The sequence below is a fragment of the Vibrio sp. Sgm 5 genome, assembly GCF_026241575.1.
Classification (GTDB): domain Bacteria; phylum Pseudomonadota; class Gammaproteobacteria; order Enterobacterales; family Vibrionaceae; genus Vibrio; species Vibrio jasicida.
Genome location: NZ_JAPHPY010000035.1, coordinates 1 through 21,708 on the forward strand (window position 1 = coordinate 1; position 21,708 = coordinate 21,708).

Annotated in this window: 18 protein-coding genes and 2 pseudogenes; 3 read left to right on the plus strand and 17 right to left on the minus strand. The window is 48.3% G+C overall.

The window, feature by feature from the left end:
- Positions 1-73: 73 nt before the first annotated feature.
- From dctP to OQJ86_RS17800, 3 genes and pseudogenes are all read right to left on the minus strand, one after another.
- Positions 74-694, minus strand: a pseudogene (dctP, locus tag OQJ86_RS17790) (TRAP transporter substrate-binding protein DctP); the annotation flags it as partial.
- A gap of 113 nt (positions 695-807) precedes the next feature.
- On the minus strand, positions 808-2,001 hold the full coding sequence (locus OQJ86_RS17795) for a M20 aminoacylase family protein (RefSeq protein ID WP_265988807.1): 1,194 nt from the start codon (positions 1,999-2,001) through the stop codon (positions 808-810).
- 39 nt (positions 2,002-2,040) lie between these two features.
- Positions 2,041-2,808: an aspartate/glutamate racemase family protein gene (locus OQJ86_RS17800; protein ID WP_038868307.1), complete on the minus strand. Its 768-nt coding sequence runs from the start codon at positions 2,806-2,808 to the stop codon at positions 2,041-2,043.
- A gap of 310 nt (positions 2,809-3,118) precedes the next feature.
- Between OQJ86_RS17800 and OQJ86_RS17805 the strand changes: the two genes are divergently transcribed.
- Positions 3,119-3,604 (plus strand): Lrp/AsnC family transcriptional regulator, encoded by a 486-nt coding sequence (locus OQJ86_RS17805; protein WP_038868305.1) that lies wholly within the window; start codon positions 3,119-3,121, stop codon positions 3,602-3,604.
- A gap of 106 nt (positions 3,605-3,710) precedes the next feature.
- Here the strand turns inward: OQJ86_RS17805 and OQJ86_RS17810 are convergent, their stop codons facing one another.
- The 3 genes and pseudogenes from OQJ86_RS17810 to OQJ86_RS17820 all read right to left on the minus strand — a co-directional run bounded on the left by OQJ86_RS17810 (position 3,711) and on the right by OQJ86_RS17820 (position 5,978).
- On the minus strand, positions 3,711-4,892 hold the full coding sequence (locus OQJ86_RS17810) for a diaminopropionate ammonia-lyase (RefSeq protein ID WP_038868303.1): 1,182 nt from the start codon (positions 4,890-4,892) through the stop codon (positions 3,711-3,713).
- A 268-nt stretch (positions 4,893-5,160) separates the two neighbouring features.
- Positions 5,161-5,424: a DUF3012 domain-containing protein gene (locus OQJ86_RS17815; RefSeq protein ID WP_265988811.1), complete on the minus strand. Its 264-nt coding sequence runs from the start codon at positions 5,422-5,424 to the stop codon at positions 5,161-5,163.
- Positions 5,425-5,541: 117 nt separating this feature from the next.
- A pseudogene (locus OQJ86_RS17820) lies at positions 5,542-5,978 on the minus strand (PACE efflux transporter).
- A 151-nt stretch (positions 5,979-6,129) separates the two neighbouring features.
- Between OQJ86_RS17820 and OQJ86_RS17825 the strand changes: the two are divergent.
- A complete protein-coding gene (locus tag OQJ86_RS17825; RefSeq protein WP_265988813.1) occupies positions 6,130-7,017 on the plus strand; it encodes a LysR family transcriptional regulator in 888 nt (295 codons plus the stop codon).
- A 71-nt stretch (positions 7,018-7,088) separates the two neighbouring features.
- Here OQJ86_RS17825 and fni read toward each other — a convergent pair whose 3' ends face one another.
- Together fni and OQJ86_RS17835 are read right to left on the minus strand one after the other, a co-directional pair.
- Complete coding sequence (fni, locus tag OQJ86_RS17830; RefSeq protein WP_265988815.1) at positions 7,089-8,108, minus strand: type 2 isopentenyl-diphosphate Delta-isomerase; 1,020 nt, start codon at positions 8,106-8,108, stop codon at positions 7,089-7,091.
- 249 nt (positions 8,109-8,357) lie between these two features.
- Complete coding sequence (locus OQJ86_RS17835; protein ID WP_265988817.1) at positions 8,358-10,151, minus strand: cation:proton antiporter; 1,794 nt, start codon at positions 10,149-10,151, stop codon at positions 8,358-8,360.
- Between the two features lie 234 nt (positions 10,152-10,385).
- Here OQJ86_RS17835 and OQJ86_RS17840 point away from each other — a divergent pair, with 234 nt between their 5' ends.
- Positions 10,386-13,109 carry a DUF2339 domain-containing protein gene (locus tag OQJ86_RS17840; protein WP_265988819.1) on the plus strand — a complete coding sequence of 908 codons (2,724 nt, stop codon included), beginning with the start codon at positions 10,386-10,388 and terminating at the stop codon, positions 13,107-13,109.
- Positions 13,110-13,201: 92 nt separating this feature from the next.
- Here the strand turns inward: OQJ86_RS17840 and OQJ86_RS17845 are convergent, their stop codons facing one another.
- Genes OQJ86_RS17845 through flgE form a run of 9 tightly spaced genes read right to left on the minus strand, consistent with a single transcriptional unit; the run spans position 13,202 to position 21,692 of the window.
- Positions 13,202-14,242: a flagellin gene (locus OQJ86_RS17845; protein ID WP_265988821.1), complete on the minus strand. Its 1,041-nt coding sequence runs from the start codon at positions 14,240-14,242 to the stop codon at positions 13,202-13,204.
- A gap of 11 nt (positions 14,243-14,253) precedes the next feature.
- Complete coding sequence (gene flgL, locus OQJ86_RS17850) at positions 14,254-15,153, minus strand: flagellar hook-associated protein FlgL (RefSeq protein WP_038895883.1); 900 nt, start codon at positions 15,151-15,153, stop codon at positions 14,254-14,256.
- A gap of 12 nt (positions 15,154-15,165) precedes the next feature.
- Complete coding sequence (flgK, locus tag OQJ86_RS17855; protein ID WP_265988824.1) at positions 15,166-16,539, minus strand: flagellar hook-associated protein FlgK; 1,374 nt, start codon at positions 16,537-16,539, stop codon at positions 15,166-15,168.
- Complete coding sequence (locus tag OQJ86_RS17860; protein ID WP_265988826.1) at positions 16,540-17,088, minus strand: rod-binding protein; 549 nt, start codon at positions 17,086-17,088, stop codon at positions 16,540-16,542.
- Positions 17,089-17,098: 10 nt separating this feature from the next.
- The gene (locus OQJ86_RS17865; protein WP_265988828.1) at positions 17,099-18,220 is read right to left on the minus strand and encodes a flagellar basal body P-ring protein FlgI; all 1,122 of its coding nucleotides are present in this window, start codon (positions 18,218-18,220) and stop codon (positions 17,099-17,101) included.
- Positions 18,220-18,891, minus strand: coding sequence for a flagellar basal body L-ring protein FlgH (flgH, locus tag OQJ86_RS17870; protein ID WP_038868279.1), 672 nt, complete (start codon positions 18,889-18,891; stop codon positions 18,220-18,222). Before flgH ends, OQJ86_RS17865 begins: the two co-directional genes overlap by 1 nt.
- Before the next feature lie 32 nt (positions 18,892-18,923).
- Positions 18,924-19,709 carry a flagellar basal-body rod protein FlgG gene (gene flgG, locus OQJ86_RS17875; protein WP_005432423.1) on the minus strand — a complete coding sequence of 262 codons (786 nt, stop codon included), beginning with the start codon at positions 19,707-19,709 and terminating at the stop codon, positions 18,924-18,926.
- 39 nt (positions 19,710-19,748) lie between these two features.
- The gene (flgF, locus tag OQJ86_RS17880) at positions 19,749-20,480 is read right to left on the minus strand and encodes a flagellar basal-body rod protein FlgF (protein ID WP_005432425.1); all 732 of its coding nucleotides are present in this window, start codon (positions 20,478-20,480) and stop codon (positions 19,749-19,751) included.
- Positions 20,481-20,492: 12 nt separating this feature from the next.
- Positions 20,493-21,692, minus strand: coding sequence for a flagellar hook protein FlgE (gene flgE / locus OQJ86_RS17885; RefSeq protein WP_005432427.1), 1,200 nt, complete (start codon positions 21,690-21,692; stop codon positions 20,493-20,495).
- Between the last annotated feature and the right edge of the window lie 16 nt (positions 21,693-21,708).

The following is a 21,708-nucleotide window of genomic DNA, read 5'->3' on the forward strand; positions in this document are numbered from 1 at the left end:
GAAGCCATCACTCAACATCACCAATGCTGAAAAGTCTGGGCTGATGGCGATGGCTTAAACCGATCTCAGGTTAAATAGGGTTCACCATGCTGTCGATAGTCTTCAATTGAAGCGAACCATAAACCTCTCCCCAAGATAAAGGTGTCGGCGTTGCACCAAATGCTTTGTAAGTTTCGACAGGAATCGTTGACGTAAAAGTGCGGATCTTTTGATTGGCGAAATCTTCTGGTGTACGAATCGGTTTATTACCTCCCCATACCATCTCGCCTTCAGACATCATGGACAATAATTTTAGGTTTACACTCTCAAACTTAGGGGCGAGTTGGTTATAAATCGTCGGGCTTTCCGTTAAGACCTGATGCGTTACTTTTTCATCCGTACCCAGCACGTAAGGCAAACTGACTGCCTGAACTTCAGGAACGTATGAACCTAAGTGACCTGCGCCAACAGATACGAATTGAATGGTTCCTTTTGCTGCTAATTCGACGATGTCGTTTTCAGTGCCCAGTTGTCCGTAGTAGTAAATACGAACACGAATATCACCATCCGATTCTTTCTTAATCACCTCCGCAAACTTCTGAGCGTAGATATCTTGAACGTCCGTTTTGTCCTCTTCTGAAGCAAACTTCCATGTTTCGGCATGAACACCAAACACAACGCCTAAGCTTAAAATTGCCGCGCTTAATTTTTTCATCCTTTTCTTTCCTTTTCCTTCCAAGTGACACGTAAAATGAACCCCTTCATTTCACGCTTATCCTGAACTCACAGAGGACAACTTCTTTCCAAAACCTCCGCCAGCTATTCTCCTTACAATGAATTCAATCGATTGCTTACCAATTGAATCCAGTAACTTGCCCCGAACTTCAAGATTCGGTCATTAAAATCGTATTCCGGATTATGCAGTGCACACCCACCTACAGAGTTGATGCCGTTTCCAAGCAACACATAACACCTCGGTTTAACACGCAACATGCTGGAAAAATCTTCTGAGATGGTTATCGGGTCACACTTACCATTTACGTTTTCGTCACCCAAAACTTGCTGAGCCGTCGTGATGGCATAAGCGGTTTGCTCATCGCTGTTGATCGTCGGATAAAATGTATTGATGAATTCGAAGGTATAATCAGCGCCTGCAGATTGGCAGATCCCAGCCACAATTCGCTCCATACGTGTTCTGATGATCTCAAGGCTCTGCTCGGTAAAACAGCGACAATCACCTTTTATGGTCACTGTCGTAGGAATCACATTCACCGTCCCATCGGTGATAAACTCGGTTGCGGATACCACCGCAGAGTCGTGAATCGCACTTAAACTTCTCGAAACAATGGTTTGTAGGCCCAACACAACCTGAGCCCCCACTACTAAAGGGTCAATCCCTTGATGTGGTAAAGCCGCATGCCCACCAACGCCTTTAATCACAATTTCAAAGCTGCTCTCACTCGCCATTAATGAACCAGGCCTCACCATCAGTTTTCCTTCCGCTAATCCGGGGAAGTTGTGAATGCCGTAAACTTCATCAATAGAAAAACGTTCAAAGAGCCCATCATCAATCATGGCTTGCGCGCCTTTTCCATGTTCCTCATCCGGTTGGAATATGAAATAAACGGTTCCATCAAAGCCGCCATGCTTAGCAAGATAGCAAGCCGCACCGAGTAGCATTGCTGAATGCCCATCGTGCCCACAGGCATGCATCTTCCCGTCATGCTGAGAGCAGTAAGAAAAAGTATTTTTCTCATGGACATGAAGCGCATCCATATCGGCTCGAAGACCAATGCTGGCTTTACTTTGTCCATGACGCAGGATCCCAACTAACCCAGTTTTCCCGATATTACGAACCACTTCGATGCCAAAGCTTTGCAGCTTGCTTACAATGAAATCTGCCGTCATATCAACATCAAACCCGCATTCAGGAAATCGATGCAAATGCTGTCGCCATTCCATCATGTTTTGAATCAATTCAGAGGAGAGCTGGTTAGGGTCGATAGGCGTAGATGAATGCATAACAAAAAGTCCTTTAAAATCAGTTTCAAAGCGGGGTAATTAAAGATTTAGTGGTAAGTGCTGATCTAAAAGGAGACCAAAACCTTTAATGTTTTTGGGATAGTGGAGTAAAGCTAAAGTGTGCCAAGCCAGTACTTGATTGCTAGACAACACAGGCTTGTTTATCGCAGCTTCAATATCGTGAATAACCGTGGTCGCTCGTAGCGCGGTACAAGAAATGAAAACGGCGTCAGCATCGGGATGACAGGCTTGTATTGCCGCATGAGTAATATCATTTGGAGAGATGAACGTCATCGCGGTGTCATCTTCAAAATCAAAGCCTACGATGTTAAGTACTTCGATACCTACCGTTGAGAAAAAGGCGGCCACGTCTTGGTTTACTGCTTGCGTATAGGGCGTAAGAATAGATACACGCTTTATGTTCAATCGTTCAAAAGCAGCGAGTGCTGCAGTGACTGGGTTTGTCACTTTTGTATCGGGGTGATGTGCCTGAATAAGGTCGGCAATGCGCTGTTCACCGATCGCAATAGTGCCCGATGTACACGCATAGATAACCACATCTAGCGTTGTCCCAGGAAGAATCGTATCCGCAACCTCTTGGATTCTAGGCTCCATACGACGCAGATTATCTATGGTTAGCGGGTTGTAGTTACGCACTCGACTGGTAAATGAAGCGACATTTTGTGGGAATAGTTGGCGTAAATCGTTCTCGATATTAAAGTCTGTCGCCAGCGAAATAACACCCACACGACCTGCGCTCGCAAGATTATCCAGTTCATTCTGTAGCGCTATTGATCCCACTTCCATGCTCGCATCCTATCCATCAATATCTTGCTGAAACTGACGTTTTGGTAATGCCAATTCGCCTTTCGTTTCGATTTATTATTGCTTTACATTTTGTTTACAAGATTAATAATGCCTTGACGACAACAAGGAATTTCATCGAATGACTCCAATATTGTGCGGATTTTCTGCATTTTTGGTGAGCTATAGTGGTTTTCCTTTAATTAGTAAAAACAAGACATTCGCTCATGAGTGAGGTCACAATTCGGAGCCAGAGCATGATTAGCTCACCATATGGCTTCCATCCATTACAGGCAGAAAGGAATCGATCGTCATGACGTCAACGCCACCACTTTCCGTCGATAGTTTCGACCGCAAAATTCTCGACATTGTCCAGCATTCAAATAGAGCGACTTCAGACACTATTGCTGATCAGGTAGGGCTATCGCCAGCAGCGGTACAGCGTCGATTAAAGCGCATGAGGGCGCAAGGGGTAATACAAGCCGATGTCTCTGTTGTTAATCCCAAGGCTGTAGGCCAAACCATGACTTTTGTTGTGCAAGTAACGTTGGAAAGAGAAAGAGTCGACTTGATGCATAACTTTAAGAAAGAGATGACAACAAATCGCTCGGTACAACAGTGTTACTATGTGACTGGAAGTTCAGACTTTATTCTTATTGTCACTGCGGCAGACATGGAAGGTTATGACAAGTTTACGCGAGAAGCTTTCTTCGATAATGCCAATATTAAGAGCTTTCAAACCAACGTGGTAATGGACAACGTGAAAGTGGGTTTAACAATTCCCATCGATGACCAATGAGAAAATTGAGAAAAGTCCATCATTAGTAGACATAAAAACGGCGCCTCCTTTCAAGCGCCGTTTAACGATTTCAACTGATCAGATGCCTTTAAACAGACTCAGAGTCTCATTTCACCAGTTCTCGATAGAGTTCAGGGTCCGTTGCCCCTTCTGTACCTATCACTAATACCTTACTTTCTGGTCCCAAACCAAGCGCTGTTGCATAGTCGCTATCTTGGCGAGCGAGCACTGCAGCCGCAAAACCAGGAACAGCGGACTCCCCAGCTTCAATATGATTTTCACCTTTTGCCAGTATTTGCATCGCCTGAGGGATTGCGTCTTCGCTTAGCGTCATAAAATCATCTGCGCCGTTATGAAGAATGTCCCACGCTAATACTGATACTTCGCCACACGCCAACCCTGCCATTAAGGTCTCTAAGTCCCCCTCAACAACAATAGGTTTCCCTGCTTGCGCACTTTTTTGAAGGCAATTCGCTTGTTCTGGCTCTACGATAATAAATCTTGGGCGCTGAGCTCCCCACAGATCCCAGAAATAACCACAAACTGCGGACGCTAACCCACCAACTCCGCCTTGCACAAACACGTGAGTCGGGATTTCGCCGTCAAGCTGCGCAACAACTTCAGACAACATTACGGTATAGCCAAGAGCAACATCTTTGGGGATTTCCATATAGCCTTCATAAGACGTGTCGGAAACGATCACACGATCGTGTACTTTTGCTTCACTGTCGGCTAAGCGCACTGATTCATCATAGTTGCCAGATATTCTAACCACTTGCGCACCAAAAGATTCCATGGCGTGTTTTCGACCTTCTGAAACGTCTTTGTGAATATAAATCACACACCCACAACCAAACATTTGTGCGCCCCAAGCAACAGAGCGTCCATGATTTCCATCTGTGGCACAACTGACTACGATTTCAGCCGCCTCTGACTTCCAGTCACCTTGGAGCAGCTCTTTTATTGTTGGCTGTTTGCCATAACGCTGCAAAATGACACTCTGCAACTGACGAGCAACAGCGTACGCACCACCTAACGCTTTGAAACTCTTGAGTCCAAACCTTTGTGATTCATCTTTATACCAAAGGCATGACACTCCGATGCCATCTGCGATGGAATGCAAAGAATGAAGAGGCGTAACCGCATAACCTGGCCATTGAGAAATCGTGTCTATCGCTAACCTAGCGCTCGCTACACTAAGAATCTCTTTTTGTTCATCTGAATACGTAAGGCCAGAATGCGCGGAAGGATTGGAGAAGTGGCTCAATTTACCCGTCAATAACTGCATAGATGCTCGTCCTTAAATTGTTCTCATATTCAACCTCATATGCTCATGTGATATGAAATTGCCAACCATTCAAGTTTAACGAGACTCGATGCAGTATTAGTGCCTTATGCTTCGGTAAAATGCTTTTTTTGATACTTAATACTGAGAAGAGCGAGGAAAACCCTCACCTAGTGCGACTTAACGCCACTTACAAAAAATCCACCGTATTCAATGAATACGATGGATTCGTTTATTGCTTTTTGCTTCGAGAATTTAATTATGAAAAGCGTTAAAACACACAGTGTTTAGCGAAACCTGTTGCTTCGTTTGCCGTCCATTCACCTTTCGGCTTCTCTTTTAAGTCTTTACACCACTGCTCGCTACCGATGCCATCTTGCAGAACACAGTGCTTCGCGAAATCAACCGCGTTGTCTGTTGTCCATTCTGTCTTTGGCTTTTCAAGCATGTCTTTACACCAAGCTTCTGTACCCACTTCGTCAGAACATGCTGTTAGCGCTGTTGCTGCTAACAGTAGCATTACCAGTTTTTTCATAAATTTAGGTTCCACTTTCAATTGATGAATGAACTATACCCAAAATATCACTGTTCGTGTTAAGCCCGCGACAATTTATCGACTCTCTCTCCGTAAAAGAGACGAATTTCTGCCAACTCAACCTAACTGCATCGAAGTCGTTACTCGGCGTTTAACCAAATACGCTCGAACATGATCATAGATGTAATTGAAGGCAAACGCATACAAGGTGATGAAGATCGTCACGCCCACGTCCATGACAAACGCTTCCCACATGCTGACTTCTAGCATCCACGCCATAGCCGGAATGGTGGCAAATAACAAACCCGCTTCAAACAACACCACGTGTACGATTCGAAGTCGGATCGTGCGTTTCTCTTTTGCCCCTGTCGCAAAGCGATCAAATATCCAGTTGAAGAGAAATTCCAAATCATCGCAATGGTTGCGACGACTATCATGGTTCCTGATAATGCACTGACTTCATGATCTGTAAACAGTGCCAAACCAATAATGGATAAACTGATTGCCAATACTTCAAATAATACGGCGTGAAAAACACGCTCTAACGCTCCCATAAAAACCTCACAACTTCACATGGAACAAGCTAAGTGGCGGCGATTATGACAGCGTGATAACGAAGAGAAAGTTAACAACCATCACGAATAGTGATAGCTTACGATTATGCTTTCCGGATGAGTCTCATCCAAGTTCTCTTTAGGTACTGAAATGTACAGCTTTGAACAACTCAAAATCTTTGTCACCGTGTGCGAAACCGGCTCCTTCTCCGCAGCTGCAAGAAAGCTAAGGCGCGCGCAATCAGGCGTTAGCCAATCTATCGCTAACCTTGAGATAGCAATTAACCAAGAGTTGTTCAATCGAGAGAAAAACACACCGACACTCACAGATAGCGGTAAAGCTCTATTGCCTATCGCTCAGTCCATTCTGCATCAACAAAAATTCTTCGACCAAAAAGTCGAGTCATTAGAGCAAGCCTACGAACACGAGCTAGTGATTGCGGTGGATGAATCTCTTATCAACCAATCGTTGCTGGCGCAATTTGCAAGCTTGGCTGACCAATTCCCTATCACACAGTTCGATATCATTACCGCACCGACATTTGATGTAGAAGAGTTGATTCGAAATGGCAAAGCGCAAGTGGGTATCGTGTTAGCTGATGGCGAGCTAAAAATGGACATGGATTTCTTTACCCTTGGGCACACTCGTTTTCTCACCGTGGCTTCGCCTTCTCACCCATTGGCACAGCTATCGGTGGTTCATGATGCGGAGCTCAAAGCCCATCGCCAACTGGTACTGCGCAGCGCACAAAGGAAAGAGCTATGGTTCAGTTACGCCATCAGCACTCAGTTATGGTTTGCTAATTCGCATCAGACGCTGACCGACTTAGCATGTCAAAACGTTGGTTGGGGATTATTGCCAGAAAGAGTGGTCAGCAATGAGATTGAGAGTGGTAAGCTAGTTGCCCTGCCCGTTGCGCACGAATTTGATGGCTGGCTCACGACAGTTGGATGTTTAGTTTCTCGAACCCGAGGTATGGGCCCGGTTTTGCAAGCTCTAGTAAAAACCTTGCAGAACTATCGTTATCAGGACGAATAGCCCAACATTTTTTTTAGGTTCAAGTTTTAGAACAGCTCAGAGACCTAGACAGAGTCCAAGCCTAATTGAAGCTAAAGACGACGAGCTTGGGTCAATGCTTGGAGATTCGCAGAGCCAGTACCAAAACATGCTAAACGTAGCTCTAATGCCATTTGTTCAAAGTGGTCGACGACAGATTGCGTACTGATCGTCGCGGCTTTTAATACCGCACCAGCTTGCCCAACAAGGCTAGCACCTAGATGAATCGCTTTTGCCGCTTCTAAGCCATTATGTACGCCACCAGAAGCAATTAAAGGTAAGTTAGGGTACTGAGCGTGGATTTGCTCTAAACACTTAGCCGTAGGAATGCCCCAGTCACGAAACAGCTCCGCAGCGCGCTGCATCTTGTTGTCTGTTTGGCAGTAACCTTCAACCGCAGACCAACTCGTGCCACCAGCGCCAGCAACATCAATCGCATCTACACCTGCGTCCACAAGCTGCTTGGCAACTGCGCCACTGATGCCAAAGCCAACCTCTTTGATGATCATTGGAACATCGACGCGCTGTTTTAACTGTTCAATCGATTTGAGCACGCCAATCCAATCATGGTCACCATTCTGCTGAAAGGCTTCTTGCATAGGGTTGAGATGCACAAATAAAGCGTCCGCTTGGATGAAGTCGACCGCACGTTGAGCGTTTTCGAGGCGTTGCTTGTCTCTCAGTTGAGCGGCCCCTAAGTTGGAATACAAAGGCACGCCTTTAGCAAGATCACGAATGGTTTTGCCCAAACCTGAGTGTAGGCTGTCTTCTAGGCTCACTCGTTGCGAGCCAACTCCCATCGCAATGCCCATTTCACTGGCCGCTTCTGCCAAACGACAGTTGATGATCTCTGCATCTTTTGCGCCACCCGTCATGGAACTGATCAAAAACGGCAGCGCCAATGAGTGACCAAGAAACTCGCTCGAAAGATCGATGGTGTTAAAGTCACATTCAGGCAATGCGCAATGCTCAAATTCGACATACTCAAAGCCCGCAGTTTTGCTTTTCATGTTCATGTCATGATGTAAAACAGCGTCTAGATGTAAGTCTTTTCGATTAGATTGCGGAGCCATAATGTCACCCTAAAGTAAAACAGTCGCGCAGTATTGCGATCCTTGTCATTGCCGTCAATGCGAAAATTCGGAAATTGAACAATTTATTTACCGAATCGAGCCTTGTGGGCTCTGGCCTTATGACTAAGGAATCATATTAAGGAGCAGCGTTTAAAACACTGCGCCCCACTGCTCTATTAAGCTTGGGTAACGATTAGCAATGTTGCCACTCCGATGTGCCAAGAGTGGCAGTTCTCTATGTCATTTAGGCTATTGAGTCTCAACGGATTGAATAAGCGCCACCACCGTGCTGGTTGTGGGTGGTGTGAACTGGTCCTGATCATCACAGAATTGAATTTTGCCTTTCTCTTCAACATGGAAAAGCGGAATCACCAAATTGTCTTTGTGGTGCTCAAGGTAATCTTGGTAGGTGAAGCTCTCACTCAACTTAGTGTGTTTGATTTCTGCACCTTGGCTCAGCAAACTCGCCATTTGGGTGTAACTGACGTTGCCGCCCATCAGCAATTTGCCGTGATACTCCTCGGCAACCGAGTGTTTTTCATTGCCGTTAGATTTGGTTTTCTGCAGGCAATGTACTTTATCTTCGCCAAACTCGCCGACAAATTGCATACACGCCATGATATTGAAGTGTTGGTCTGGCGTTAGTGCCACCACTTGCCCGATACCAATCAGATTCAGGTTGTCATCAGCATGGCTAGAGATCGGGTTACCGTAGTAATGGTCTAAACCCAACATACGAACTTGGCTAATGTAATCCCAGTTTGAATCGGTGAGCAGAACTTTGCGATCGTATCTCGCCAACGCTTTACCTATCTCTTGCGCTACTCGGTTTGCACCAATCAATAGGAAACCTCTTGGTGCAGGCTCAGCCACACCCAACGCTTTAGCCATAGGACGCGCCGTCGCACTTTGTAGTACCACCGTGCCGATGATCACCATGAAGGTCATTGGCACCAACAGCATGGCTTCTGAAATACCATATTCCGTTAGCTTGATAGCAAACAGAGATGAGATGGACGCCGCAACAATACCGCGCGGCGCAACCCACGAGAGGAAAAGCTTATCTTTGAAGGTTAAGTTACTGCGAATGGTTGAAGCGAAAATCGAAAGTGGACGCGACACCAACTGCATGAAAACAAACAGCAACACCGCACCGCTACCAAGCGCCGCGAAATCATCAAGACTGATGCGTGCTGCTAGGAAGATGAACAACCCTGTGATCAACAAGATGGTTAAGTGCTCTTTAAAGTGCAGGATTTGCTGAATATTGATGCCCTTGGCGTTCGCCAGCCACATGCCCATCACGGTAACGGTCAGTAGACCTGCTTCCGATTCCATTTGGTTAGAAATCGAGAACACCCCTAGCACGACCATCAAAACCGCAAATGGCTGAAGGTATTCTGGCAACCAAGCTCTACGCAAAACGGTAGACACCGCAGCGCCAGAAGCGACACCGAGGATCAAGCCCACCGCAATGATAGTGCCAAACACTTCGACACTGTTAACGGCATTGTGCGAGACGATGAATTCGTACACCATCACCACAAACAACGCGCCTAATGGGTCGATTAATATACCTTCCCAGCGCAGAATATTGGCTAACTTGGAACTTGGGCGCACGGTTCTCAGCAACGGCACAATCACCGTTGGACCAGTCACGACGGTTAAACTGGCGAACAAAATCGCAAGCTCCCAAGTAAAATCAAGAAAATAGTGCGTCGCAACACTGGTTGCGACCCAAGAGATGATCGCGCCAACAGAGACAATGCTCCACACCGAGCCGCTCACCCCACGAATCTCTTTAAAGTTAAGGGTTAAACTGCCCTCAAACAGAATCACCGCCACCGCGAGAGAGACTAAGGGGAAGAGTAAATCCCCGAGAATTTCATCGGGTTTGAGCCACTGTAAGAATGGCCCAACGATCAAACCTGCCAACAATAAGAATAAGATGGCCGGCAAACGCATCCGCCACGCTAACCATTGGCACCCTAAGCCAATAACCCCAACCGCTGACAGCACCAGCGCTTCGTTGCCCACTTGCATCAATTATCACCTAATATTTATGGTCATTTTGGTGAGCTCACGCTCTACACAATTTAAGACTCTGAAATCTATTATGAATATAGTGTAGAGCAGACAAGCTGCCAGTGTTCGTCCAAATATGCGACTCCATCTCAAAACTATCGTTCTCGGTTGTATATCGCGTTAGCTTGTCACACAGTGAACTAAGCTTAGCTAAGTTGCTCAAAGTTAAGGATTCTGAAACAAGGACAGGGAGTGCAGCAGTTGTTTATCTCATTGGCGGTTATCTTGGCGGTTTGCGCCTTACTCATCACATTGAAAGCAGTCGGTCGAATATCGAGGCTCGAAGACGAAGTATCTCAGCTTCATAAAGAACTGGCAGAACTGCGCGCGCGTTGGTTTGAGAGACATACACCGCCGACTCCAGAACCCGAGCAACACGCTTCTCAACCACAACAGGCGTCGCCAGAACAGCCCGCACGACCTAGTGCTCCGACGCTTGAATCAGGTCCAACATTGGTTTCAGAGCCAACCTCTGCGCCTCTAGCTGCTAAAGAAGTACCACCGCCAATTGTCGAACCGAGCCTCCCGTCACTCGATGAAGTGCACATCGGTGGTCTGGCACAAAGTAGTGAATCCGTATTTGAGAAACAAGCCAATAAACTGCTGACCAACATCCAAGAAAACTGGTTGGTGTGGGTTGGCGCGCTCGCCATGTTGATTGGTGGTGGTTACCTCGTACAAGTGATTGGCAGCCACATTGAGTTCTCACCAATCATGCGCGTGACCATCGCATTCTCTATCTCTCTTGCTACCGTGATAGCAGGTGAATGGTTCCATCGTCGCGAGCAGAAATCCCCAGACCGAGCAGGACGAGCGAAAGGCTTTACATACGTCCCTGCCGCCATCACCGGAACAGGGTTAACTGGCATCTACTGCACGGTGATCTTTGCGTTTGTCTTCTATCAACTCTTATCGCCAAGTGCATCACTGGTGATCTTGGCGGGCGCAGCATTCTCGAGCTTAGCACTTTCTCTACGCCAAGGGCCTTTGATGGCCGTGCTCGGCTTAATCGGTGGTTATTCTGCACCACTTTGGATTGGCGGTGCAGAACCTAACTATTACTTACTCGCTGGCTACATCACTGCAATTTCAGTTGCCGCAACGCTACTGATGCAAAAGATCCGTCACGCTTGGATTTCACCATCGATTACCGTGCCGCATATTTTGTGGATGTTGTTGCTGATTGAGAGCATGCCGATAGAGCAACTTTTCTCATGGCTTGCGATCTTTCTTTCTCTGAGCTTGTACCTGCTGTTTACGGTGCCAAGAATGGGTTGGATGCTCAAACCGCGTTACCGTCATTGCCAAGGCAGATGGACGCATCCACCGACAGGTATTGCTCTCGCGATGACATTATTAGTGCTGTCGGCATTAGCTCGCATGTCTAGCGTTGATACCGCTGAGATGATTTACTTCTATGCCTTCTTTACTGCCATGATTTGGCTACCCGCCATTCGTAAAACTTGGTCATTAAGAGTCTATTTACCATCAATATTGGTGCCTTCTACCGCGATCATGCTGCTTTCTATTGCGCTTGAATCGATCTACATGGCTGAAGGACAAACGCCAGTACTGCTCGCGCTCGGCATTAGTATCGTGTTGATTGCACTGCGAACATTATTCCAGACACTCGGTGGAGATCGCTCTCAACTAACGGGCATCCTCTTCCTTGTGCTCGCCCCTGCGATGACCTTGATTGCCCTGCTCTACACTTACGAGTTCATGAGCGGTCATGTTCTAGGTTGGACGCTCTTCACCGCTGCAATTGCGGTTTACTACGCCTTACTTGGACAAAGGTTCCAAGCGTTGGCACTGGAATGCTCTGCAATCATGCATGCCATCATTGCCGGAACGGCTTTCGTTTGGCTGAATGACACATGGCTCACGACAGCTATTTCGATTCAAGTGGCGGTTATGGCGTTGCAGACTCAAGCCAATGTTTTCCGCCCAGCGAGTTGGGCAGTCAAAGTCGCCATGGGCATCTTAGTCGTACGTCTAACTCTGTTACCGTTTATTCCAGAGTGGCAGCCTGTTAATGCGGGACACTGGGCTTGGGTGCTGATCAGTTACCTGCCGTCGTTGGCGATTCTTGCTTACGCTCGCACTGTTTTACATCGCTCAGATACGGAACTCGCCAATTGGTTTGAAGGAGCGTTCTTACACGTCTTCTTGATGGCGGTGTTCACCCAAACCAACTACTGGCTCACAGGACAATACGGCTACCTTGGCTACATCGATTTCACTTCGGCAATTGTGTTTGCTAACCAAGCATTGGTGATGGGGTTGGTTTACAGCTATCGCAGCCAGTTTGCGCAGCAACTAGAGCGCGTTTATCAAGCATACAGCTACCTACTTTGGGGCGCTTTTGTTGTGCTGATGATGTTGCTCAATAGCCTTGAATCACCGTTGATGGTCAATAATGTTTCCGCTGAATCCATGCCTGTGTTCAACATGCTGTCTCTTGGCTGGTTGTTGCCTGCGATTGTTTTGCTAGTAACCACTTACAAGCGTTGGAACACGTTGCAGATCCCTCGCCCTGTGGTCGCCAGCTTTGGTCTTATCTTGGCAGCCATTTGGCTAGGTATGTCGATTCGCCAGTTCTGGCAACCTATCTCTATGACGCTAGCGCAACCGACTGGCATGGCAGAGCTGTTTACTTACTCGATTGCTGGTTTGATTGTTGGCGGCTTACTGACTTGGGTTGGCGCAACACGCAAAGCAATGACGATTCAACGCATCGGCTTAGCCGTGCTGGCGTGCGTCGCACTTAAGGTGTTCTTGTGGGATGTCCGTTCATTGGATGGCTTCTGGCGCGCGATCAGTTTCTTGGGCCTAGGTGCATCACTGATTGGATTGGGATGGTTATTTCAAAAACTCCACCGCTCGGTCGCAGAGCCTGTCGAGCAAGCGGAATAAAGTTCAAGATAAGAAAGGTGATTCCCAACTCTTTTCTGGGTTACGCAACCACTGGTGAATTGAGAAGGGAATCTTGGAGTGTTCTTAAAGCGCTATTTCAACAGCGCCACAACCGTATGACGACGAACATTCGCTTGTGCATTCAGCGCTTGGAACGTCGAGCTAAACTGACCGGAAGTGGCCATAAAGCCATTGAGTTTCGCATTGACATCAGCAGCACTTAACTGCTTGGATTGGCTCTGCACTGTACGCATTTGGGAGTTCAATTCTCCGTGAAACGCTTTGGCTTCTTCCAAGCTGGTTTGTACTTGCCTTATATGCTGATTCACTTTGGCGATGGTTTGCTTAATGCCATCACGAGAGCCTAAATCAAAGCTCAACTCAGCGATGCCATCCGGTTCTGATTTTAGGTTCAGAACATTCGCTTGCCCTGCAGGAAAACGATGACCTTCGCCCGTCACTAGCACCTTTTGCTGCATTTGTTGATATGCCGTATCGCGCGCTTCAAACAAAATGGTGCCGTCTTCTGCCAGTGATGCTCGCATGCCCATCGCAATCAAACTGCGGTCGAGCATTTTCACGGTGCGCGCACCATCGGCTTGACCATCAAATTGGATCATCACCGATTGACCTTGGGGAAAATCTAAGCGGATTTGCTCGGCTTTCTCACTCAAACGATGCACGTTCAAACCGGGGATGGAGAAACGGCGAGTATCCGCTTTATCCAGTTTGAGGTGCAGTTCGTTATCAATCACTTTCTGCCCGTCAAAGCGCGCCTGTTCAACCACTTGTTGAATCGACGCTTTAGAACGTACTAGCCCTTCTTGCAAACCGGGAACGTTCTGCACGCCTTGGTTGACTGCTTGGGTCAAACCTCGCTTAATTTGAGTCAGCTCTTTACCAATCACTTGCAACGACTTAGAGGCGATTTGCACCGCAGTTGCTTGTTGCTGGCCTTGAGTAAGCTGAATACCGGAAACGGAATAGGCTGACGCGGTGTCAGCCTGAACTTGCGTAGGACGCGGCTTAATCGCACTGCTCGAATCCGCTGAGCGGGTTGGCATGATAGAGGCTTGTTCTTGCGCACCTAAGCGTATGCTATGGGGTCTTACCTCTACTGTGCTCATCACCATACAAAACTTCCTTAAATACGATCAAACAGGTTGAGATCGTTGATCTTCACGTAGCTAGCTTGCGTTGCTTGTAACGCCGCCATGTAGTTGCTCAAACGTACTGACGCCTCACCGTAATCCAATGCCGATAAGTCACTGGTCACCTTATCAACGAACAACTTGTTTTCACCGTGCGCGCTGTCCATTAGGTCAAGGTTGTTATGGCGACCACCAATTTCTGTCATCGCCCCCAGTACGTTCGCTAAGGTATCATCAATGGCAGATAAGCTAGCGTCTACTTCCGCTTGAAAATTCGGACTCGGGTTCTCAAATTCTGCAATCAAAGCATCGATTTGGTTCAATACGTTATCGCCACCGCCAAGCTCCAGAATCTCTTTCGCCGTCATATTGGAATCCATGGTCACGCCCTTTGCGACGGTGACCACGCGTTTGTCGCTGTTCCCATCAACTTGGTACGCACCACCAGCATTGCTCACTGCCGGCGTGTCCGTCTGAGTACCTGAAAACAGGTAGTGGCCTTCTTCGTCTTGCGCGTTGAATGAGGATTCAATGGAATCACGGTAGCTTTTAAGCTCGATGATCATGCCACTACGGTCTTCATCGGTTAATGTGCCGTTCGCGCCCCAAAGCACCAAATCACGCACACTCTTCAAGCTCTCGTTGACCGAATCCAGATGGGTTTCTTGAGCAGAGAGTGTGGTTTTCAGGTTAGCGATATTACTCTGATACTGGCCAATTGCGCTGTTTTCACGCTCAAGGTTCAGCAGCTTTATCGACGCCATAGGATCGTCAGAAAGCTTGGTTAGTCGGTTACCCGTGGCCATTTGTTGAAGAACATGCCCCAAACCTGCGTTGTTGGTTTGCAAGCTTTGCAGCATCATTTGGCTAAATTGACTGTCACTGATTCGCATCTCGGGTTCCTTTTAGAATAACTGCAATACAGAGTCGAAAAGCTGGTTAGCGGTGCTAATGACTTTCATGTTGGCGTTGTGTGCGTTAGCAAATGTCATCAGATTCGCCGCTTCTTCATCGCTGTTCACCGCACTGACGTTGTCGCGCGCGGCATGCGCTTGTTTGTTCATTGCCGCCTTAGCTTCATAATCCGCTTCTGCTTGGCGTGCGTTGATCGCCGTTTCACCGACCATTGCGGTGAACGCATCGTTTAAGCTCAGTGATCCATAACCAGTAACGGAAACCGGCTTATTGCTCAGTTGAATTAGGTCATTCAACACATCTGCATTGCCCGGAGTGCCATCGCTGGAGAACGCTAATTCCTCCGCACTGATATCAGTAATGGTTAGGCTTGCTGCTGGGTTTGCCGGATCGTAACTAAACAATGGCTTGCCCGGATTACCGTTGAGATCTTGCCCTGTCGCCAGCACAGCGTTGTATTCATCCGCCAATGCTTTTGCCATGTCATCCAAAGCGACTTGGTTTGGCTTAAGCACTTCGGTTTGATAATCGTTAATCGCGCCTAACTTGCCACCTACCGAATGGTCAATGACAAAGCTTTGCGAGGCGAAATCGACACTCAAATCCGCAAGGTATGGGTCGCTTGGGTCTGGCTTCGCTGTCAGCTGACCATAATCCGACCCCATTACCAAAGGCTGACCAGAAGCGAGTGTCACCTGCATGCTGCCGTCTGGTTGGTCGGTAGTTTTGATTTCAACGATTTGAGAAAGCTCGCCAATCAGCACATCGCGAGTGTCCATCAATTGAGCTGGGTTACCGCCTGTACCTTGCATTTCGACAATCTGCTTGTTCACATCCGCAATGTTCGCCATCAAGCTATTGGCATGGTTCAGTGCCGCTGTGCGTTGGTCACTCATGTCTTTATGCTGATTGTGAAGAGACTCAGTTAACATATTGAATCGGCGCGCCAACGCTTCTGATTCATTAATGATTTGCTGACGGTATGGGATCGATTCTGGTTTTACTGTGGCATCATTCAGCGCAGCATTGAGGGAATCTAACCCCGCAGAAACACTGAATCCATCCGCGCCAAGCGTGTTCTCAAGCTGGCTCATAGCGGTGGTATAACCCGCCGAATACGCCGCTAAACTGTTGGTAGACCACGTTTGCTTCACCAAAAACTGGTCTGTGACACGGCGAATACTCGTCACTTCAACACCCATGCCAGGGCTGAGCTTGTTGTACTTACCGTCACCAACAGACGCGGTTAGCGCTTGTTGTCGGCTGTATCCCGGCGTGTTGATGTTTGCCACGTTTTGCGCGGTCACATCCAACGCCACACGGTTCGCGTTTAAGCCTGAAAGGGCGATATTAACAAGGTTCATTTACAGCTCCATTTTCCTGATCAGCGGCTGAGTAAATGCGGTCGTCATTCCGGCTTCACCGAGCACTTGTTTAACAGAGGCGACCGCTTGTAGCGTGGGATTAACTGCGTCGGTCTTCATCGCGATTTCATCGTTTTCAAGTTGTGACGTGCGTTTAAGGCTGACCACTTTTCCATCGTTCGCCGGAGAGACATTGCGTGATTGGTCGAACGCCACTTCGCGCATTGAAGGGCTCAGTTGCTGGATCAGCATATTGGCGATGCCGGAGTTCTGTTTTTTCGCCAATTCCATCGCCAATTGCCCATCGTACATATCGCGAAACACGCCTTGTTGTTGGCTAGCAAACGGGCTGTCTTTGTCGGCTAATACATCACTGCTGCTGCGCATTTGGCGTAACACCATTTGTAGGAACATCGCCTCGAATTGACCCGCAACCACTTCAAGAGCACCTTCTTGATCGCGGCTTTTCTTGATGCTCGCTAGGGCGCTGTTGTCGTGATACAGCATGGTATTGATTTGTGCTTGATCGCCGCTTGTATCTAACTTCATCGCTAACTCCTTAAATCACCACAAGCTCAGCATTCAGCGCGCCCGCTTCGTTCAATGCTTGCAGAATCGACATCAGATCCGTTGGCGTTGCGCCTAAACTGTTTACGGCGTTGACGATGGTGTTCAGTTCCGTACCCGGAGGCCAAATCACCATTTGCGCTTGCTCTTCGTTTACTTCGATTTGGGTTTGATCCACGACTTTGGTTTCACCATCAGCAAACGCGTTTGGTTGGCTGACTTGTTGAGATTCAGAGATTCGAACAGTCAAGTTGCCGTGGCTTACTGCCGCTTCACCAACCTTCACGTTCTTACCAATTACCACCGTACCCGTACGTGAGTTGAAAACAATTCGAGCTGGTTTGCGACCTTCTTCCACGCTCATTTCTTCCAACATCGACATCATGGTGACACGCTGTTGGGTGTCCATCGGTGCACGCATTTCGACGCGCGCTTTGTTGATGGCCTTCGCAACGTTCGGACCAAAGGTATTGTTGATTTCACGGGCGATGTTTTTCGCCGTGGTAAAGCTTGGTTTGCGCAGATTCAACGTGATTTCGTCACGCTGGTTGAAGTCGGTTTCGATTTCTCGCTCCAACGTTGCTCCATTGGGAATGCGACCCGCAGTTGGCGTGTTCACTTCAACCTTTGAGCCGCTTCTGCCTTCGGCTGACAAACCACCAACAACCACGCTACCTTGAGCAATGGCATACACTTCGCCATCGATACCGCGCAGTGGTGTGAGCAGTAACGTGCCGCCACGTAAGCTTTTCGCATCACCGATAGAGGAAACCACTACGTCCAATGTTTGACCTGGACCCGCCATTGGGTCAACGGATGCGGTAACACTTACGGACGCCACGTTACGTAATTTCGGGTTCATACTGTCATCAATCTGAACACCAAATTGGCGCAGCATGTTGGTAATCGATTGAGCGGTGAATTTCACTTGGTTACGGTCGCCTTGACCGGCCAAGCCCACGACTAAACCATAACCGACCAATTGGTTTTCTCGGATGCCCTGCACATCCACCAAGTCCATGATCGGAATTTCCACTTCGGCTTGTGAAGTGGCAGGAAGTCCCAAGGTCAGAGCCAATAGGAAAGAAGTAAAGAATGTATTAATTGGCTTCATTAGAATGGTACCCATGGGCTGTTGAAGAACTGAGTCAGCCACCCGGCTGCGTTGCTGTCGGCTAATGCGCCACGACCAGCGTAAGTAATGCGAGCATCCGCAATACGTTGAGAAGACACTTGGTTACTGCGGTTGATGTCATCAACACGCACAATGCCCGTTAGGCGAATAAACTCGTCGCCTTGGTTGAGTCGGAGCCACTTTTCACCGCTAATGCGAAGCACACCATTTGGCAGTACCTCATGTACCGTTACGGTGATCGCCCCTTGTAACTTGTTGCCTTGCGAGCTGGATGCGCTGCCATCGAAGTTACGGCTGCCATCAATACTCACGCCCAATTCATCAATGGTTTTGGTGCCAATGGTTGGCGTAGCAAAGTCTACCGTTGAGCTTTTGCCAAACTGTGTGCCCGCCTTCTTGCTTGAAGAGGTTTCTTCAGAGAGCTGCACGGTCAAAACGTCACCGACTCGGTAGGCTCGGCGATCTTGAAATAACGTCATGGTGTATTGGTGACGATAAAGGCTACCGGACTTGGCCTCTGGCAAGGTGTAATCCAACACTGGCGGCGCGTATTCGTCTGTGTTTGGCTCTGGCGGAATAAACTCATCACGACCTGCACATCCCACCAGCAACACGACGGCAACTGCCCAACTCTTCGAAAGCCATTTCATTGCATTTTCCTTCATCATCACCAATTTCTTACTTACATCGATTGCGCGACAAACTTCAGCATGTCGTCTGCGGCAGAAACTACTTTGGCGTTCATCTCGTACGCGCGTTGAGTAGTGATCATGTCGACCATCTCTTCCACTACCTGCACGTTTGAGCCTTCTAAAGCGCCCTGTTTGATGCTGCCCGCTCCGTCTTCGCCTGCAATCAATTCATCCGCAGGGCCACTTGCTTCTGTCTCACGGAACAAGTTACCGCCAACGGCTTCTAAACCCGCTGGGTTGATGAACTTCGCCAGCGTGATTTGACCCAACTGCTGTGGCGTTGGGTCGTCAGCCGACGTGGTTGTTACCGTGCCATCCACACCCACAGAGAACGAAATCGCGTTGTCTGGGATTTGGATCTGTGGCTCTAGTGGCAAACCTTGGCTGTTGACCATCAACCCCTCTGAGTTGATGTGGAACTGACCATTACGTGTGTACATGATCTGGCCGTCAGAATTTTCGATTTGGAAGAAGCCTTGCCCCATCACCGCTAAATCCAACTCTTGCGTGGTGTTTTGTGTGTTGCCTTGGGTGAAGACTTTCTGCGTACCCACAACGCGAACACCGGAACCAAGCTGAACACCGCTTGGCAGTTCATTCACTTGGTCGACTTGCGCGCCCGGCTGACGCTGAATGCTGTAAAACAAGTCTTCAAACACCACGCGGTCACGCTTAAAGCCGACCGTGTTAACGTTCGCTAGGTTATTGGAGATGGCAGTCATTTTGGTATCTTGAGCTGCCATGCCCGTTTTACTTACCCATAATGCTGAATGCATTGGTTATCTCCTTTGGACGAGAACCCCTTTGTGAAAGGGTTATCTCGCCGCCATCAATTTGTTTCCGGCTTGCGCCAAGGTTTCTGCGGTTTTCATCATGCGGACTTGCATTTCGAAGTTACGTGTCAGCGACATCACGCTCAGCAGTTCATCAATGGCAGACACATTACTGCCCTCAATGTGCTCTGGAGAAAGCTGCACCGTTTCATCCGCTGGGAAAGGCACACCATCTACGCTGTGTAGCAAGCTGTCGCTCTCTTTCTGTAGTTGGTTGATTGCTGGTTTCACCATCTTCAAGGTGCCCACTTCCACTTCTGCACCACCACCCGGAGGAATCACAGAAACGCGGCCACGTTCACTGATTTCAATCTTCTGAAAATCAGGCACAACGATTGGTCCGTTTTCACCGACAACAGGGAAACCATTGATGCTCATTGCACCAAAGGTATCGACTTTGATGTTGCCCGCTCGGGTGTAAGCTTCATTGCCAATTGGTGTTTCAACGGTGAGGTAGCCCTCGCCCATGATCGCCACATCCAGAGGACGACCAGTTTTCATGATGTCGCCAGAATCAAAACGCGTTGCGGCTGAGTTGGTCACCACCATAGTGCGACCATCAAAGCCCGCACCTTGTAACTCAACGCTACGCACGCGTTCCATATCTGCACGGAAACCTGCGGTGTCAGCGTTCGATAAGTTGTTCGAACGTACGTGCTGAGCTTTGAGAACTCGACTCGCACCCGACGTGGCAGTAAATAACAAGCTATCCATGCGACTCTCCCATTACACCGCGTTGAACAGAGCTTGAGTTAGCTTGTCGTTGGTCGAAATGGTTTTCGCATTCGCTTGGTAATTACGCTGCGCCGTCATAAGCGCAACCAACTCGCTGGTTAAGTCAACGTTAGAGCCTTCTAGCGCACCCGGTGTTAAGTCACCCAATGTGCCCGTACCCGGAACACCCATAATTGGTGCGCCTGAACTAAAGCTTTGTGTCCAAGCCGTGCCGCTCACTTTCGATAGACCTTGCGTGTTAGCAAAATCCGCAAGCACAACCTGACCTTGCAGCTGAGACTGACCATTAGTGTAAGTCGCGTAAACCATGCCGTTGTCTTCCACTCGAACGCCCGCAAGCTCACCAGAGGTGTAACCGTTCGGGTTGTTGGTACTCACGCCAAACGCAGCGCCAAACTGAGTGCTGCCGTTCAAGCTGATATCAATGCTCATTGCGTTTGCACCTGCTGCTGGGAATGCAACATTGAAAGACCCCGTTGGAGAAGCTAGCGTGCCGTCAGTATTGAATTGAACCGTTTGAGCCGTTGCTGGCGTCGTTGGTGCACCGTCGACTTCCACGTTCACTTGCCATTCGTTATCTGATGTCTTGGTGAAGTACTGCGTTACCGTGTGCGAGTTGCCAAGTGAGTCGTACACCTTAGTGGTGTAAGAAGAGTTGAATGAGTTTGGATCGGAAGAATCGAATGGGTAAACCGCTTGATCGACTGCCGTTGCGCTTGCGTCGAAGTTCGCCACAAAGTCCAGATTGTCGGTCGCTTTTGCGTTAAGTGAAGAAGTAGATACTTTGATGTCGCCAACAGAGCCAGTTTGAAGGTTCGCATTGTTGTCTACGCTGTAACCTTGCAACTTGGCACCGTTATTTGCGGTCACAAAGTTGTTCTTATCAGTGCCAAACACACCTGCGCGAGTGTAAAGCATCTGCCCCATGTGATCTTTCGTCACGAAGAAGCCGCTGCCGTTGATCGCCAAGTCCATTGCACGGCCTGTGCCTGTCACCGAACCATTCTTATCGAAGTTCTGAGAAATCGACGCAACTTCTACGCCGCCCGGTTGCATGCCGTTGTAAACCGCTGCAAATTCTGTGCGGCCACCTTTAAAGCCGTACGTTGATGCGTTGGCAATGTTGTGGCTGATGGTGTTTAACTCTGTGTTGGTCGCGTCCAGACCACTTAGTGCGATGTTAAAACTCATAAATAACCTCTGATTT